The organism is Chryseobacterium oryctis (genome assembly GCF_025971925.1).
GTDB lineage: Bacteria > Bacteroidota > Bacteroidia > Flavobacteriales > Weeksellaceae > Chryseobacterium > Chryseobacterium oryctis.
This window is the reverse complement of sequence record NZ_JAPDHV010000001.1, coordinates 509284-528582: the sequence shown is the minus strand read 5'-3', so window position 1 is coordinate 528582 and position 19299 is coordinate 509284. Positions and strand designations below refer to the sequence as shown.

Annotated in this window: 10 protein-coding genes; 5 read left to right on the top strand and 5 right to left on the bottom strand. The window is 33.3% G+C overall.

Going from position 1 to position 19299, the window contains the following annotated elements; genetic code table 11:
* The first annotated feature begins 7 nt into the window (after positions 1 to 7).
* The 4 genes from OH806_RS02515 (at position 8) to argS (ending at position 6875) form a co-directional block, all read left to right on the top strand.
* Entirely contained in the window at positions 8 to 3019 is a 3012-nt protein-coding gene (locus tag OH806_RS02515) for a SusC/RagA family TonB-linked outer membrane protein (protein WP_264742101.1), read from the top strand.
* Positions 3020 to 3022: 3 nt separating this feature from the next.
* Positions 3023 to 4516 (top strand): SusD/RagB family nutrient-binding outer membrane lipoprotein, encoded by a 1494-nt coding sequence (locus OH806_RS02510; RefSeq protein WP_264742100.1) that lies wholly within the window; start codon positions 3023 to 3025, stop codon positions 4514 to 4516.
* 66 nt (positions 4517 to 4582) lie between these two features.
* A complete protein-coding gene (locus OH806_RS02505; protein ID WP_264742099.1) occupies positions 4583 to 5041 on the top strand; it encodes a lipocalin-like domain-containing protein in 459 nt (152 codons plus the stop codon).
* Between the two features lie 73 nt (positions 5042 to 5114).
* A complete protein-coding gene (gene argS, locus OH806_RS02500) occupies positions 5115 to 6875 on the top strand; it encodes an arginine--tRNA ligase (protein ID WP_264742098.1) in 1761 nt (586 codons plus the stop codon).
* A gap of 43 nt (positions 6876 to 6918) precedes the next feature.
* Here the strand turns inward: argS and OH806_RS02495 are convergent, their stop codons facing one another.
* The 5 genes from OH806_RS02495 to ccoN all read right to left on the bottom strand — a co-directional run bounded on the left by OH806_RS02495 (position 6919) and on the right by ccoN (position 18706).
* Positions 6919 to 7851, bottom strand: coding sequence for a YihY/virulence factor BrkB family protein (locus OH806_RS02495; protein ID WP_264742097.1), 933 nt, complete (start codon positions 7849 to 7851; stop codon positions 6919 to 6921).
* A gap of 2 nt (positions 7852 to 7853) precedes the next feature.
* Positions 7854 to 10181, bottom strand: a complete 2328-nt coding sequence (gene tamL, locus OH806_RS02490; protein ID WP_264742096.1) for a translocation and assembly module lipoprotein TamL — start codon at positions 10179 to 10181, stop codon at positions 7854 to 7856.
* Complete coding sequence (locus tag OH806_RS02485) at positions 10181 to 15208, bottom strand: translocation/assembly module TamB (RefSeq protein ID WP_264742095.1); 5028 nt, start codon at positions 15206 to 15208, stop codon at positions 10181 to 10183. Before OH806_RS02485 ends, tamL begins: the two co-directional genes overlap by 1 nt.
* Before the next feature lie 310 nt (positions 15209 to 15518).
* A complete protein-coding gene (locus OH806_RS02480; RefSeq protein WP_264742094.1) occupies positions 15519 to 16406 on the bottom strand; it encodes a c-type cytochrome in 888 nt (295 codons plus the stop codon).
* 20 nt (positions 16407 to 16426) lie between these two features.
* A complete protein-coding gene (gene ccoN, locus OH806_RS02475; protein ID WP_264742093.1) occupies positions 16427 to 18706 on the bottom strand; it encodes a cytochrome-c oxidase, cbb3-type subunit I in 2280 nt (759 codons plus the stop codon).
* Between the two features lie 186 nt (positions 18707 to 18892).
* Between ccoN and OH806_RS02470 the strand changes: the two genes are divergently transcribed.
* Complete coding sequence (locus OH806_RS02470) at positions 18893 to 19195, top strand: helix-turn-helix domain-containing protein (protein WP_264742092.1); 303 nt, start codon at positions 18893 to 18895, stop codon at positions 19193 to 19195.
* Positions 19196 to 19299: the final 104 nt, after the last annotated feature.

Genomic DNA, 19299 nt, shown 5'->3' with positions numbered 1-19299 from the left:
AATTGATATGAAGAAACTAACAGCTGGTGTGCTTGTCTTAGTATTATCTTCATCTCTAGCTGTGGCTAATGCTCAGCAAAAGAAGAGTGATACATTAAAAACACAGGACATTGAAGGCGTAGTAGTAACTGCGCTTGGTATTAAAAGAGAGAAGAAGTCATTAGGATATGCTTCTGAAGAAGTAAAAGCGGAGGCTCTTACTGGAGGAACAACCAATACAGGAAATGTAGCATCTTTACTTTCTGGAAAGGTTTCTGGGTTGCAGGTTAATACAAACAATAACTTCGGTGGATCAGCAAACTTATTAATCAGAGGTTATAAATCCTTAAGTGGAGGAAGTCCTTTAATAGTAATAGATGGTTCTCCTGTAAATAATGGTACTGTAGGTGGTGCTATTTTTGATTATGGAAACTTTTTATCAGATATTAATCAGGAGGATATAGAAAGTGTAAACGTATTAAAAGGTGCGGCTGCTTCTGCATTGTATGGAGAAAGAGGAAGTGATGGGGTAATTTTGATTGTTACTAAAAATGGACGAGGTAAGCAAGATGGAAGTTGGGGAGTGACGTTAAGTTCTGGAATTACCGCAGGATTTATTGATAAATCAACTTTTCCTAAATATCAAACAAGGTATGGGGCTGGCTATGGTCCTGTATATGGTAATGATACTAATGGAGATGGAAATCCAGATGAATACTTTAATCATGATGATGTAACAGGAGGGTATCAAGTTCCTTTTACGGAAGATGCTTCTTATGGAGCTGAATTTAATCCAAATCTATTAGTTTACCAATGGGATTCATATGATCCAACTTCTCCTAATTTTGGAAAAGCGACCCCTTGGGTGGCTGCAAAGAATGGTCCTATTAAGTTTTTCGAGACTCCTGTTACGTATGTTAATTCAATATCGTTGGAAAAAGGAAGTAAATCATCGAATATTTCACTTTCTTATACAAATATGCTCTCTAATGGTCTTTTACCTAACTCTGATTTGAGAAAAAATAGTTTGTCTGCAAAATTTAATTATGATTTTACAGATAAGCTTCATGCAACAGTTTATTCAACTTTGACTATTCAAGATACAAAAGGTAGAAATGAAACAGGGTATTCAGATAATTTAGTTACTGGTTTTAGACAGTGGTGGCAGACAAACGTTGATGTATTGTCATTAAGAGATGCGTACCAAAGAACCAATAGTGGGAATAATACATGGAACAGAAATTCGGCTACAGATGGTACACCTGCTTATTGGAATAATCCTTATTTCCAAAGATACCAAAATTATCAGTCAGATACTAGAACAAGAAGTTTTAATTATGTACAATTAAAATATGATGTTTCTAAGAATTTTGGAATTACAGGTAAGTTATCTTATGATCAAATGCAGATGCTGATAGAGGAAAGGCTAATGAATGGTTCTTTACCTCAGGCTTTTGGTGCATCTGGAAATAATGTAACATCAGGATATTCTCGTCAGGATATCAGAACTACGGAAACAAATTTTGATTTATTTGCAAATTATAAATATGACTTTACACCTGATTTTAATGTAAGTGGGATTGTCGGAGGAAATGTCAGAAGGAATTTAGTTGATGATGTATACGCAAGTACAGAGGGAGGGCTTGCTACTCCTGGCTTATTTGCTATTTCAAATTCAGCAGATCCAATTATCCCACCAGATGAAAATTATTCAAAAAAGTTAACATCCAGTTTATATGCAACGGCATCATTTGGATATAAAAATATGTTATATGTTGATGGAACTTATAGAGTAGACAGAAGTTCAAATCTTCCAAAAAAAAATAATACATATGATTATTATTCAGTAACAGGATCTGTTATTTTATCTGAGTTATGGAAACCAAGTTGGTTAAGCTTTTGGAAAATCAGAGGTAATTATGCAGAGGTAGGATCTTCTACTGATAATTATAGATTACAAAATACCTATAGGGTAAGAGGAGGTTTTAATGGATCAGGATTGGTTAACCAGTCATACTTTTTAGCTAATCCAAATTTAAGACCTCAGAGGTCTAAGGAAACTGAGTTTGGTATGGAAGGACAGTTCTTTAAAAATAGATTAGGATTTGATATTGCAATTTATAAAACAAAAACAATTGATCAAATTATTAATCTTCCTGTATCATCTGCAACAGGATATAGAACATTCTTAGTAAATGCGGGGCAAATTGATAATAAGGGGATAGAGATTCAGCTAAATGGAACACCATTTAAAACAGATAATTTTAGATGGGATATTGATGTAAATTGGTCTAAAAATGAGAATAAAGTAGTTAAGTTGTATGAAGATGCGCAGAACTATTTATTAGCCTCATATCAAGGAGGTGTTTCATTGAACGCAAGAGTTGGAGAGGCCTTTGGTGCATTAGTTGGGACAGATTATGTATATCTAAATGGTCAGCCGGTTATTAATCCAACTACTGGGAGGTACTTAACAAATCCAAATCAGGTTATTGGAAATATTACTCCTGATTGGATTGGAGGAGTGAGAAATAGTTTTAATTACAAGGGGATTTCTTTGAGTTTCCTTATTGATGTGAAACATGGTGGAGATGTATTTTCAACAGATATGTACTATGGTCTTGCTACAGGTCTATACGAAGAGACTGCTGTGGGAGATTATAGAACTGCTGGTGTTGTGCATCCGGGTGTAAATCCAAATGGACAGGTAAATACAACAGCTACAACAGCTCCGAATAATTTTGGAAATGTTGATGGATATCGAAGAATGCCTAATAAACGATTTGTTTATGATGCATCATATGTTAAGCTAAGAGAGGCTAGTATAGGATATACACTTCCTAAGTCAATTTTAGCGAATACTTCTATTCAAGAAGCTAAAATTTCTATAGTTGGACGAAATCTTTGGATAATACACAAAAATTTGCCATATGCAGATCCTGAAGTAGGAACAGGTAATGGCTTAGCATCCAAAGGTAATTCTATTGGGGTATTACCAACAACTCGTGATATTGGAGTTAATGTAACTTTAAAATTCTAAAAAATGAAAAAAATATTTTTAATACTCAGTATAATTTCTTTGACTGTAGTTACTCACTCTTGTGAGAGTGATATAACATCTCTAAATGAAGATCCTAAACACCCTACTGTTGTTCCTTCTGGATTATTGGTAGCTAGTGCACAACAAGAGTTAGCATCTCAATTGTTAACGTCGAACGTTAATAGTAACATATCAAGGTTTTTTACACAGCAGTGGGCTCAAACAACATATATAGATGAGTCAAACTATGATATGGTTACAAGACCGATTCCTAGAAATCACTATAACAGAATGATGGCATCTAGTTCTGCTGTAACTCATTCTCCTGGAGTTTTGTCGGCACTTCGTGATGCGAAACAGTTTCTTCAGAATGAGGGAGGTAGTGCTATTGAAAAAAATAATAAAGAAGCAATAATTGAATTAATTAGTGTATATACTTGGGCTAATTTAGTTGATACTTATGGAGATGTACCTTATTTTGGAGCCTTGAAAGCAGTTCCTGGAAACACTGGTCCATCAGAAATTCCGTATGATGATGCAAAAACAATCTATCTAGATCTTATAAAAAGAATAGATGTTGCAAATACATTGATTAATACCTCTCAGCCAGGGTATACAAATGATTTGTATTATGGAGGGAACATGTCAAAATGGAAAAAGATGGCAAATTCTCTTAAGTTTAGATTGGCTGTTACTTTATCAGATGTTGATCCTACACTAGCTAAAAATTATGCAGAAGCAGCATATAATGCTGGGATTTTTGAAAGTAATGATGATAACTTTGGATTGTCGGCTTTTCCTTCAGGGTTATTTGCTAATCCTGTTTATCAAGATGTAATACAGTCAGGAAGAAATGACTTTATTCCTTCAGATGTATTGGTTGATTATATGAACTCTACATCAGATCCAAGAAGAGGAAGATGGTTTACTAAAGTTGGTGGAGCATATGTTGGAGGGGTATATGGTTCTTCGAATTCATACTCAGCATATTCACACATGACTTCAACCAAAGCTGGAGATGCTGCAGGGGATGGATATATGCTGATTACTCCGAATGCTCCAGGATATTTGTTAGACTATACTGAAATAACATTCTTAAGAGCTGAGGCAGCAGCACGAGGCTTTAACGTAGGAGGTACAGCTGATGCTTTATATGTAAAAGCTATTGAAGCATCTATGACCGAATATGGAATTGATTCAACAACTACAGCAGCTTTCATTGCGGTTAATCCATATAATGCAGCTAATTGGAAACAATCTATTGGTTTTCAGGCTTGGGTAGCAATGTTTAATAAGGGCTTTCAGGCGTGGAACTTTGCAAGAAGGTTAGATTATCCTGTATTTCAAAATCCTGATGACTCTAGTGTAGATGATGTGCCAGTAAGAATGAAGTATTCAGACCAAGAATATTTGTTGAATAAAACTAATGTTACTAATGCAGCTGCGAAAATTGGAGGAGATAAAGTAACAACAAAAATTTTCTGGGACGTTCATTAATTAATTTAATATATTAAAAAAATATTCCTGTAAAACAACAGGGATATTTTTATTTAAAATTGTAATATGACTACAAAATTTTTATTCAGTTTTATAGTTTTAGTATTAACTTTTTCCTCTTGTTCGAACGATGGTAATACTCAAGATACTATAATTGAAACACCTAATATTAGCGGAAGTTGGAAGCCTTCAAGATATGAATTTAAAGGGAAATCATATGCTGTATCTGATTGTGAAAAGAAAGGACAGTTATTAGTGAATACTGATTTTACAGGAGTTTATGAAAGGTATGGAATTGGAATAGATAACAATTGTAATAAATTTGATTCTTTCTCTGGCAAATGGGATTATGATAAGATGGGTAAAATTTTAACTCTGACTTATATGGAAAATGGTATTAATAAGACTTTAACAAAAGAAATTGTTGATTTTTCTTCCATAGAACTTAAAATTTTGGACAGTTCTAAAGATTTAGATGGAATTCCTGGAAATGATGAAGCAACTTTAGTTTTCATACAACAATAAGTTTTAACATTCATATTAAACCGCCTTCGGGCGGTTTTTTTATTTCCGTATATTTGTACATCAAAATTTTGAGATGAATATTAAAGATATTATAGAAGAAAAACTTTCAGAAATTATTTTAAGTGTCTTTCAGTTGAAGGATATTGCTTTGGAAGTTCAAGAGAATAAAACTGAATTTGAAGGAGACTTCACTATTGTTACTTTTCCGTTAGTAAAACAATTAAAGAAAAATCCTGAGAGTATTGGAGTAGAATTAGGGGAGGCGTTAACGACACAAACAGAATTATTAGAAAGTTTTAATGTTGTTAAAGGATTCCTTAATATTAAAATTAAAAATCAATTTTTTGTAGATAATTTTAAATCTATTAATGATAATTTTGATAGAATAGAAAAGAAAAATTCTACAGTTATGGTAGAATACTCTTCTCCAAATACCAACAAACCTTTGCATTTGGGACATATTAGAAATAATCTGTTGGGTTTTTCTGTTGCTCAAATATTAAAAGAAGATGGTTATGATGTTGTGAAAACTCAGATTATTAATGACAGAGGAATACATATTTGCAAATCTATGTTGGCTTGGGAGAAATTCGGAAAAGGAGAAACTCCGTCATCTACAAATACAAAAGGAGATAAGTTTGTGGGTAATTACTATGTAGAGTTTGATAAACATTACAAAAAAGAAATTGCCGAATTAGTTGCTGAAGGCATCTCTGAAGAGCAGGCTAAAAAAGATGCTCCGTTGATGAAAGAAGCCCAAAAAATGTTGTTGGATTGGGAAAATGGAGATGAAAAGGTAAGAAACCTTTGGAATGAGATGAACTCTTGGGTTTATGAAGGTTTCAATGAAACATATAAAAGATTAGGAGTAAGTTTTGATCAGGTTCAATACGAAAGCAATACCTATATTTTAGGAAAAGACCTTATTCAGGAAGGATTGGATAAAGGTGTTTTATATCAAAAAGAAGATGGTTCTGTTTGGTGTGATTTAACGGATGAAGGTCTTGACCAAAAACTGTTACTACGTTCAGATGGTACTTCTGTGTATATGACTCAGGATTTGGGCACAGCGGTAGAACGTTTTAAGCAAAATGATATTAAGAAATTAATCTATACTGTAGGAAACGAACAGGATTATCATTTTCAGGTTTTATTTAAAATTTTAGGAAAATTAGGATATTCTTGGGCAGATCAACTATATCATTTATCTTACGGAATGGTTGAGCTTCCTAACGGAAAAATGAAATCTCGTGAAGGAACCGTTGTAGATGCTGATGATTTGATGCAGGATATGCATGATATCGCAAAATCTAAATCTGAGGAGCTAGGAAAACTTGATAACTTTACAGAAGAAGAGAAAAACGAAAATTACGAAAATGTAGGAATGGGAGCACTGAAATATTTCATGCTTAAAGTTGATCCTAAAAAGAAAATGCTTTTCAATCCTGAAGAGAGTATTGATTTCAATGGGAATACAGGACCATTCATTCAATATACTTATGCACGTATCCAGTCGTTATTGGCTAAGGCTGATGTTGAATATAAAGAAGTTTCAAATATTGAATTAAGCCAGTCGGAAAAAGAAGTAATAATGCAGTTAGCAAACTTTAAAACGGTAGTTTCTAAATCTGCCGAATTATTGAGCCCTGCTTTGATTGCTAACTATGTATATGATTTGGTAAAATCTTATAATTCTTTCTATCAAAGTAATCCTATTTTGAATCAGGATGATGAAAATATAAAACAATTCCGTCTGAATTTATCGGATATTACGGCAAAAACAATCAAAAAATCTTTAGGTTTACTCGGTATAGGAACCGTAAACAGAATGTAAAAAAAAGCCTCTTACAATTTAAGAGGCTTTTTTTATTGTGATATCAAGAATTTTGTTCTTTTTGATTTTTAATGCTTTCTCCGTAAAGCTTTGCATCACTCCATTTTGCATGTTTTGACGGGCTGATTTTATATCCTTTTTTATAGGCATAAACCTTGGTATATTTGGCTCCGAAAAAGACAAGCATACAGGAATAATTAATCCACATCATAATTAAAATGACAGTTCCTGCTGTTCCGAATGCTGAAGTGGGTTTGGCTGTTCCAAAATAGAGACTTAATAAAAATTTTCCTAATGTGAAGAGAACAGTTGTAAGAAACGCACCTTTCCAAACGGGTTTCCAACTGATTTGAACATCAGGAAGCACTTTAAACATTAAAGCAAAAAGAAGCATTACAAATCCGAAACCGACTGCAAAATTCACAAATTCTACAAGCATATAAGTTTCAAATCCCAAGTATTTGGTGATGATTTTATTAAACACACTTATCAATGAAGATAAAACCATTGTAATCATCAATAAAAAACCTAAAATAAGAATCATACCTAATGAATTGGCTCGGTCTAATAAAAATTTAATTAAAGCTTTTTTGGGTGCAGATTGTACATCCCAAAGGCTGTTTAAGGTGTGTTGTAATTGAAAAAATAAGGTAGTGGAACCAAAAACAAGAGAACCAATTCCTACTATTTTCATAAAAATATTTTGCTTGTCAATCAAGGCTCCTGCAATCATACTTTCAATACTTTGGGCAACTTCCTTTCCCATAAATCCGCTAATCTGATGACTGATTTCACCACGAATGGCTTCTTCACCAAAGAAATTCCCAGCTATCCAAATAATAATAATTAATAATCCCGGAATGGAAAAAATAGCATAATAAGCTAAACTTGCCGAGTCTTTAGATGCGGAAGAGTTATTCCATTCACTGAAAGTTTCTTTTAAAACTTTCCAGAAAAAATTTACTTTTTTTATCATATTTAGAAAGGATATCCGATTGCGATATTCAGAATAAGATTATCTTTTCTCCAGTTAGAATCTCCGAAATTAATTTTATCGAAAGTCCATCTGTCATTTTTTTCATAATAAGGAACTCTTAAAGGCATTGCCAAATCAAGTCTTAATACTAAAATAGAGAAATCAAGTCTTAGACCAACACCTGCACCCACAGCAATTTCATTCATGAATTCTTTAGAGAATTTGGCTCCAGGTCTTTCAATATCTTCATTTACAAGCCATATATTTCCTGCATCTACAAAAACTGCTGCATTTAAAAATTTATATAAATTGGCTCTGTATTCAGCATTCATTTCAAGTTTTACATCTCCAGATTGATCAAAGAAAAAAGTAGCATTCTGATTTCTAGGGTCGTAACTTCCGGGACCTAATGTTCTGGCTCTGAAAGCACGAATACTGTTACTTCCTCCTACAAAAAATTGTTTTGAAAAAGGAATATCATTTGAATTTCCGTAAGGATAAGCAAATCCCGCAATGAGTCTTGTGGCCAAAGATGTATTTTCTCCGAATTTGTGATAGAATCTGAAATCGTTTTCCAATTTAAAATACTGACTAAAAGGTACTCCGAAGATGCTTTTTTGCTTTCCTTTCTCTACATTGGCTCCCGTTACCAAACCTGTAAGATTTCCGGCTAAATCCAGAGTACCTTTATAATAAATGGTATTGGTTTTAGGTAGCATTGTATTGGTATAAGTAAAAGAGTATGTTGGGCCAAAAATAAGTTGCTTTTCAACCACTCTTCTCAAATACACATTGTTCTCCATCATTTCTTCGTATTTCGGAGTAATATTGGTGGGAGAGACGAAAGTTGCATCAAAAATTTTCAAATCATGTTCTTTTCGTGCATTTTCTTTCCAAATATATCCGAAAGAGGCATTGAAGTTTTTCAGAGTATATAATTGCGTTCTGTTTTGGAATTCAAAGCCCAGATTAATATTGGTTCTGGGAACATAAGCACTTGAAGTATTAAAACGAAAAGGTGCAACAATTCTAGGGAAAGATAGCTGAACATTAGCTCCGGTTCTTATAATATTATTGGCATCTTTCGGGCCTCCCATCTGAACATCAAATGCACCATAAATAGATGCTTTTAGCTGTTCTGCTCCTCTGAAAATGTTTCTATGCGTCCAGTTGAGATTTACCTCACTTCCTATATAATTGGCAGAATTGGTTCTTCCTAATGCTTCTAAGCGAAGTGATTGAAACTGTCTTGGAGTCAATAAATAATAAGCATCAAATTTATTTTGTAAAGAATCTGAAACAATAAATTCATTTTTTACAAATTTGAAAACTCCTAAATTAATTAAGCGGTTTAATGTAAGGTTGTGGTCAGCTCTATTGTACAAATCTCCCTGTTCAAAATATAAAGCTCTGTCAAAAATTTTAGGTTTAAATTTATGTTCAGGATCAATAACATACATATCTCCGACTGCATATTTTGAAAGAGAATCTTTATCCATCGGGATTTTGTATTTTCCATCTCTCACATCTTTGATGTTGTAATTCGGGAAAACGATTACTTTATCAATACTAAATTGTTGAGTTGCCAAATCCGGAGTGTTATCTTTTAGCTTTACATTAAGTTCAACTTTATGATTTTTGCTAACTGTACTATCTGCCTGAACAATAATATTATCACCGCTGAAATAATAAAATCCTTTTTCTTTTAAGCCATTGTCAATTCTTTCTCTTTCAGATTTGATGACATCTAAGTCAAACGGATTACCTTTTCTCAGTAAGGTTTTACCTGCTAATTTCTGGATTTCCTGATTAATAAGAGAGGAGTCTTTTTGGAACTTTACATCGCTGATCAAATATTTTGCACCTGGTCTTAATGTATAAATTACTTTGGCTTTTTTATTTTTTGAAACAGTATCATAAGTTGCTCTCGCATTGAAATATCCTTTGTTCTCGGAGTAATTTTCGATGATGTCTTTGTTGAATTTGCGATCTACGTCACTTAATAATACCGGTTTTTCGCCCATTTTATATTTTAGCCAATAATTGAAACCTTTGTCTTTTTTAGGCTCTTTAGCGATGTTGTAAAAATATAATTTAGGTCTTAATCCTAAAAATGTAGAATTGGGTTTAGGTGTCAGATTGGCTTCAAGTGCTGTTTTCAGATCTTTTTTTTCAGTTTTTGAAAGAGTATCATTATCAATTCTTACTTCAGCACCTGTATAAAGCATTTGTCCTTCTTTTAGAAATCTGGTATTGCTGCATGATAAACTGATCGAAGCCAGTCCGAAAGCGAACAAATATTTGAAATATATATAGAAATTATTTTTCATTACTTAAATTCTACCACTTGATTTTTCTTGTTTTCTCTTACTCTTTTATTTTTAGACTTTTGGAAAATTTCACGGAATTTATCATAGTCTAAAGTAATAATAAAACCGATTCCTGTCTCAACGATTTGACCTTGAAGAGCTACCTGATATTCATTTTTACGATAGGCTCGAAGCATATATCTTCCGTCTTTAGAAAGGCTGTAATCTGCTGTGATGTCTCCTGCAATATTGGTCATGTTTTCATTTTGGCGAGCATCTCCTTCCAGACCGAAATTACTTCCTACAGAAACTTTTAGACGGTCATTCAATAGTTTTTTGCTGATGTTTACATTAAGGTCTGTTCGGGTATTTTTTTCTCCTGTGGAATAATCTTCAGAAGATTCTAAATCAAAGTTCAGATCAACCCCTTTTATAAGTCCTGATGCCAGATTATTTAGTTGTTGTGAAAGAATTTTACTTACACTCTGTCTTGCCATAGATTCAGCGGAAATCCCCACGTTAGATTCAAACGGATTTTCACCAATAAATCTGTTAAGTAAAAGTAGCGCAAATACCTGTTTATTCATTTCAGACTCTTGAGTTCTAAGCTGATTCAGTTTTTGTTCAACCATACTCGTGACATTCGATGAAACAGAATTGTTTTTTTCGTCAGTTGTAATATCAAATGTAATTTGAGGTTTTAGCAATTCGCCTTTCATTTTTAATAAGGTATTGAAAGGTATTTTTTGTTTAAACTGATTGGTCTCTGTAGAACTTTGTCCACTTATTTGTTGTTCTACAAGATCAATTGGTGCTGTTTCTGTTTTATAAATAGCTGTAATATCTAAAGTTGCAGCTGTTGGTTCTCCGGTCCAGGTAATGGTGCTTCCTTTTTGGATATCAAACTTACGTTTCAGCATACTTACAGACATTTCATAAGCTCCGGATTCTACCTGATATACTCCTACTAAAGTAGTTTTTCCTGAAGGGTCAATTCCTCCGGTTAATTCGGCTTCTCCCTGAATTTTTACAAAATCACCATTCGCTTTGTCTATAATAATAGACATTTTAGCATCTTTTTTTACTTCAATATTCACACTCACGTCCATTCCTTTGATGCGTTTTTGAGTATTGAGCGAGTCTGCTTTTATGGTTTTATTTAGGACAACCTGATCCTGATCAATGAATTCCACAATTCCATCTCTTTCTTGTAAAGAAGGGGTTGATTGCGGAAGTACAAATGTAAAATCTGTATTGTCTGTAACGGCTAATCTTCCGTCAACTTTAGGAAGGTCCAGATTTCCACGAATTTGCAACGATGCATTTACAGCAAGAGTTCCATACATCATGGCATCATTTGATTTTTCAGAATTCACCAGCTTGAAGTCTCTAGCATTTACATTAAGGTTGAATGCGAAATCTCTGTATGTTTGTGTTAAAACCTGTCCGTTCACAACCAAAGCATTTCCGTCTTTGTCATTAATTTTAAAATTATTAAATTCAATTCCACGACGGGTAAAATTAATTTCGTCATTAAGTTTTCTAAAATCGCTTCCTGTTTTGGCTATTTCTAATCCTACATTATTGAATTTTACTTTTCCTAAAATGTTAGGTTTCTCTGTTGTTCCTGTTATTTTCAGGTTTCCTGAGACATAGCCTTCCGTATTGGTAATGGCATTCATAGAAAAACCTTGTACACTCTTCATTTGAAGTTGGTTGATAGCCATATTCAAATCAAATGTACTTGATGAGGTGTTATAATCACCGATTATTTTTACATCATTGTTGTTTCCGGAAAGTGCAACATCGGCATTTAAAATATTAGAAGAAGTGTTATTTACTTTTGCAGCAATATTTCCGACCAGATTTCCATAAACAATTAAATCAGAGATTTTTAAATCTGAAGTAAAAGTCATGTTTTTCGTTAAGTCTCGAATTTGAGCTGTTCCGTTGATGGTTCCTCTTGCTAAAACGGTATCTTTTTTTATCAGTTCTGTAATAGTTTCAATTTTGAAATCTTTCAACGAAACATTCAGGGGAGAATTAGGAATATTACTTTCTGATTGTAGTGAAATTTCACTCGCTCCATTAGAAAGCCGGAAGTTGTCTGCTAAAATTCCTTTGCTACTGATTTGTATTTTATTTTCTTCATTTACATTCCAGTCTGAATAATTGAGTTTTAAACCATTAGGTTGTAGAGAAATTTCAGTGATGTCATTAATTGATTTAGCATTTCCGGCGATTAAAAACTGAGTTGTGTTTTTTTCGTCTTTAGTGGTAGCGTTGTAACGGATAATATTATTTGCAATATCTCCGTTAATATTTATTTTATTTAAAGCTAAACTTGCATTTTTTAGATTGGCTACATCAATAGCGTATTGTAATGCATTGTTTTCATTGGTTATCTTAATAGAAGCATTTTCCACAGTGTTTTCACCGTATAATAATTGCGGAATTTTGCCTTCTAATTCAATTTTTTCAGAGTCAGCATCATAATTTCCGACTATATTGATGGTTTCAAAGCTCTTTAGATCCGGAACGAATTTTCGAATAATATCATCATTTTTAATCTTTGCATTGAACGTGAAATATTGTCCCTTCTCAATTTTTTGTGTTTTTGAAGGCTTTTGAAACTGATAATATTGATTAAATGTTTGGGCTAATGCTCCGAAAATTTGGGTCAGTTTATATTTTCCTTCCAAATTGATATCTGCAACCTGAGAATTTAAAATAATTTGAGTCGAGTCTTGAGTGGAACTTGCTTTTAAATTAACTTCTTGAACAGGATACACTTCTTTAGTGTCTGAAAAAGCAAAGTTTTGCAAATTTAGATATCCATTAAGATTATCAGGATCTAGATTGGTGAAACCTCCATCTATTTTTCCTGCAATGATCATCGGTTTTTCATAAAATCCTAATTTATTTACATCGAGTTTTATGACTTTACCGTTTACTTTTATGGTAGGATTTTTCTCATTATAAACACCGGAAGCTATTAGTTTTACATTTGCGTTAGGATCTTCAGAATCTAAATTAATATGATAAACCCCACGATTGATTTTTCCCGTAAGGTTCATATTTTGATAGCGATACCCTTTGTATACAGCCGAAGAAACATGTCCTTTAAGGTCAGCTTTTGTATTTTTTAAATCAAAGCTCTCTCCTTTGGCATAAATTTGTACAGAGATGGCTCCAATTTCTTTATTTTGAATGATTTTTCCGATTTGTAAAGCCTGAAGATTGGCTTTTACATTATATAATTCATGGTTTTTTTTCCTCATATCTATTTGAGCATCAAGAGATGCATTTCCCAAAGTAGAGTAGAGGTTCAGATTGGTGTTTACAATTTTTGTCGTTCCTTTCGCAGTTCCTTTAATGCTAAAATTTGAAGGCAGGGAAATATTTGAAGGAATTGTATTTTTGGGAACAAGATTGTAAATTGTTTTTGAGGAAGAAGAAAAATCGGCAATATTTACATCATAGAATAAATGATTAGGATTCATCGCATTTTTGATTCTTCCTGATGCCGCAACTCTTAATTGATCTAAGCCTGAAACTTTTAGATTATTAATCAATACATCATTTACACTGCCTTTTATATTTGCATTTACATTCAGAATGGCATTTGGATATTTATTGAACGGAACGGTATTTTTTAGGTCAGGAACGATGTTTAATATGTCTGCGAAACCAATTTTTGAATCTTTGATATTAGCTGAAATTTTCACATCTCCTAAATTGGAAGTTAATTGTTCAATGGAATTGTAGTTTAAAACAACCTCGTCACGCAATATGGTTTTTGGAGTTTGTAGGTATAAGTCTTTTAAATAGGCCTCTTTTTCTTTGTATACAAAATCTGTATTAAATTTTTGAATATTTAGACCTCTTGCTTCTTTTATTTTGGCTGATTTTACAGTTCCCGCAAAAGTATTGTTCTCCATTTTGAAGCTTTTCATCTCAAGATTCATTTGAGAGAAATTCAGATGATTGAAGTCTATTCCTTGTCGGGTCGGAGCTGCGGCAGTATTGTTGTAAGCAACTTTTACATCATTAAGAACTAATTTTCCTAATAAAAGCTGCATTGCTTTTTCTTTATCAGAATTTTTGGGAATTTCTGTTTTTTCAATCTTTTTTGATGGGGTATTTTCGGTAGGAAGGTAAAGAATTGCATTGATGTTGGCTCCCGAAAGAAAGACATTTCCTACATTGTAGGCATTATTTTCTAGATCAATTTTGTTGATTTTTGTACTTAATTCTTTAAATAAAACTTTAGCGAAAGTCTTAGAATTGTCATCTCCGTAATCGATGTCAAAATTGGTAAGTTTTATTCCTCTTACATCAATTTGCATTGGTTTTTTATCATTAAGAGAATCAACTTTTTGTTCAACTTTTTTAGAAACTTCTTCTATAAGGTCTTGTTTTAGCTTTAATTTTAAACCGTCAAGATTGATATCATTTACAGCATATTTATTATTACTCAAATCAAATGTTTTCACTCGAGTGCCAAAAGATTTGAAATAGATTTTAATATCATTTTTAGATCGTAGGTCATTGAAAGTAATACCAATATCTTTTAAATTAATTTTATCTAAAGAAATAATAAACGGCTTTGAAGGGCTTTCTTCTTTATCAGTGGTTGCAAAGGCATTGATGATATAGTCAAAATTGAATTTTCCGTCAGGTTTTCTTACTACATTCGCTCTCGTTCCCTCCAAATCTACAGAAGTGATATCCGCGGTAGAATTGATAAGTTTGAGCATGTTTAATCCTACATCAAGCTTTTTTACGGCTAAAAGTGTGTCTACGTCTTGTCCTTTTAAATAAAGATTTTCCATAACGAGACTGTTTGGAAATTCTATATGAACTTTTTCGAGACTTACTTTTGTGTTGATTTTTTGTTCAAGATAAACGATAAGTTTGTCTTTGATAAAGTTTTGAACAGCAGGAAGTTTTAAGCTAAATACAAGTAGTGTAAGAAAAACCAATATAGAAATAAAGGTTATTGCAACACGTTTAAATAATTTTTTTTTATTGATTTTTAGCTTCAAAAGTTGTAGGTTTTAAAGCAAAGATAATAAATCATCTGAAAGATTTGTGTTAAAATATCCTTACTGTAATACCTTTTGTACTTAAAAATCCTGCTTTGGTTATTCTCTATGGAATTTAGTTTAGTCAAAGTGAAGTGAATAGTTGATTAGAACAACCAAAGCTTGGATTTTTTGTTTAAAAATGCCTCCTTTTTAATCATCTTTGAGGTATGAAAAGGTTTGCAAAAATGAAAAATTCAAATGTTAGTTTTCAAAAAAGGAGGCATGGCATGGTTTATTTTTCAGGTAATAAACTTCTTATTTTTTATTTTTAATCATTTCCGTTTTCCCATTTTACCTCTTCACCTTGTGGAGCAGCCCCACCTTGTGCAGGTGTAATAGGTGCTGTTTCCTGGTTGATGTGGTAAATGTATGCTGCAATTTTTTCAGCGTCACGTCCTGTAATAGTTCCGTCTTTAATGAATGGTCTCATTGTAGGATTATTTTCAGAACCGTTTTCAAGCATCCAAAAAACATTTTTGAATAAACTTTTTTCTTTTACGTTAATCCAATGTGTATCGGTAAGGTTGGGTCCGATTCCTCCTTTACCTCCTTCTGCGTGGCAGGAAACACAATTGGTTTTAAAAAGTTCTTGTCCTTCTGCAATATTATCTGCGCTGTATTTTGCTGTTTCCAAATCAACTTTAGGTGCTGTTTTTTCATATTCAGCGATAGAAGCGAGCATTGTTTTGGTTTCCTTTGTTAGCTCTGCTTCCGGATGGGCATAATCTGTGAAGGCAAATGCTGCCATATATATTGCACAGAAAATAAATCCGAACCAGAATAGACCCAACCACCATTTTGGTAATGAATTGTCAAGTTCTGTAATGCCATCAAAACCATGGTCTATAAGGATGTCTTTTTCTTCAGTTGCAGATTGTTTTTTGAATGCCGAGTTCCAAAGTTTTTGAAAATAAGGAACTTTTTTCTCCTCCAAAAATTTCGCTTTTTCCTCTTCTGATAATTTTTTGAAATTTTCGTTTTCAACTAAATCTCCGATAGAGTTCATGATGAAAAGCAAAATAATTGCAATTAGCATCAATCCCCAGAAGAAAGGAGAAGAGAAATAATTTGAATCTGAAGCAAACATTTCGAACGCAAGGATAGTTAAACCTATCATTACAGCGATATATACTGATATTGGGGTTCTCGTTTTCATTTTAATTCAATGTTTTTAAATTAATCTGCACTTGCTGTTTGAATTTGCGTTGTTTTAATATCTGTACCTAGTCTTTGTAGGTAAGCAATCATTGCAATGATTTCTCTTTGCTCAAGTGGAACGAACTCTCCACCTTTTGAAGCTTTTTCTTTTTCCATTTGATCTTTAATATCAGTAGCTTCTGAGTAAATTCTTTTTACAATTGCCTGAGACTGGCTATCTGCCCATTTATTAGCAGAATCAATTTCCGCTTTTGTATAGGGTACATCAAATGCATTTTTCATCAGCTTCATTTTGTCAACCATTTGAGTTCTGTCAAGTTTATTGGTAATTAACCAAGGGAAACGAGGCATGATAGAACCTGCAGAGGTAATTCTTGGGTTATACATATGTTTGAAGTGCCAAGAATCTGGGTTTCTACCTCCTTGTCTGTGCAAATCTGGTCCTGTTCTTTTAGAACCCCATAAGAATGGTCTGTCGTAGATAAATTCACCTGCTTTAGAGTACTGCCCGTTTTTACCTTCAAATCTTACGATTTCGTCACGGAAAGGTCTAATCATTTGTGAGTGACAAGAGTTACAACCTTCACGAATATATAAGTCTCTACCTTCTAATTCCAATGGTGAATATGGTTTTACCGCTGTAATTGTCGGTACGCTTTGTTTTAAAGTTAATGTTGGAATGATTTCAACCAAACCTCCGATAGCTACAGCAATGAAAGCTAAGATTGAAAGTATTTTCGGAGTTCTTTCTAACCAAAGGTGAACTCCTTCTCCTTCTTTTCTTGCAGTTCCGATATTTGCTAATGCCGGAGCTTCTGCAGGAACTTCTTTTTGGAATGAACCCTGCTTGATTGTTTTAATTACGTTTACAACCATTAGAATTGCTCCTGAAAGATATAGGAAACCTCCTAAAAATCTCATTTTGAAGTAAGGAATGATAGCTGTAACAGTATCTAGCCAGTTTTTCCATAATAATGTTCCGTCCGGGTTGAATTGTTTCCACATTAATCCTTGAGTAAATCCTGAGATATACATTGGTACTGCATAGAAAATGATTCCTAAAGTCCCCAACCAGAAATGCCAGTTAGCTAATTTTACAGACCAAAGCTTTGTTCTCCACATTACAGGTAGCAAGTAGTACACAATACCGAATGCCATGAAACCGTTCCATCCAAGTGCACCGATATGTACGTGACCGATTACCCAGTCTGTGTAGTGACCAATTTTATTTAGAGATTTCGTAGCTAAAAGCGGACCTTCAAAAGTTGCCATACCATAACAAGTAACAGCGACTACGAAGAATTTAAGGATAGGATTTTCTCTTACTTTATCCCAAGCTCCTCTCAGAGTAAGAAGTCCGTTTAACATACCTCCCCAAGATGGAGCAATAAGCATGATTGAGAAACCTGTTCCCAATGCTTGAGCCCAAGCCGGAAGAGCAGTATATTGAAGGTGGTGAGGACCAGCCCAAAGGTATACGAAAATCAATGACCAGAAGTGGATGATTGACAGTTTGTATGAGAATACCGGTCTATCTGCTGCTTTAGGCAAGAAGTAATACATCAAACCTAAAACCGGAGTTGTTAATACGAATGCTACTGCATTGTGACCGTACCACCATTGTACTAAGGCATCTTTCGCACCAGCGTAAACTGAGTATGACTTCCAGCTTGTAAATGATAACGGAACTTCTAAATTGTTGAAGATGTGTAGCATTGCAACTGCGATCCAAGTTCCGATAAAGAACCAGATAGCTACATATAAGTGTCTTACTCTTCTTTTTGCAATTGTTCCAAACATATTGATACCAAATACTACCCAAGAAATAGTAATCAAAATATCAATAGGCCATTCGTGCTCTGCATATTCTTTAGAAGTGTTGATTCCTAGTAAGAACGTAATAACTACAGCTACGATCATAATTTGCCATGTCCAGAAGTGGATCCAAGATAATGTATCACTATACATTCTTGTTTTTAGTAGTCTTTGCATACAGTAATAAGCACCACAGAAGAATGAGTTACATACGAAAGCGAAAATTACAGCACTCGTATGCAACATTCTGATTCTACCGAATCCTAATGCTCCTTGAGTATTAATAAGACCTTGAATATTTCCACTCCTCAAACTCTGAATTGTTGTATCATCCGTCCCAAATAAAAATTCAGGTAATTCAGGGTAGAAAAGCATGAGTGCGGCCGTAAGTCCTAATAAGAACCCTACGATACCGAATGCGATAGTAGCATACAAGAATGCCCTGACAATACTATTGTCATAATTGAATTTTTGCGTCTCCATAGTTCCAATTGTGTTGTACTGAAGCGATATTTTTTCTATAAAAACCGATTTTTTTGATTAACTTTTATCCCGATTTTATCAAAGAATACAAATATCATGTAACTGTATAATGTTTTGCCAAAGGTATTCACTAACTTTGTTAAAGTCTAATAGGTGAACTTCTAAAATATACCGAAAACTACTAAAATGGAAAGGATGAAAATTTGCAGTCATAATATAAGAAAGATTAGAAGAGATAAGGATTTTACACAAGAATATATGGCTTTCGAAATGGGAATTTCTCAAAAAGCATATTCTGACATTGAGAATTCTAAAGTGAAAATTAATCTTGAAGTTCTTACTAAAATTTCCGAAATTTTAGATATTAAACCATCTGATATCTGTAGTATATCCCATAAATGTGGAACAAGCGAACTTGAAGATAAATATGAAGGTCTTTTGGAATATATGAAGAAAAATAACCTTCCAATTCCTAAGGAATTTGTATAAATCATATTATCTGATGTTTTAAACTAGGGCTTTAATGTTTTTAAATACTCTTTTAGTTAGCTCTAAGATCATTAGTTTTCATATATTAGTGAAAATTTTAATTT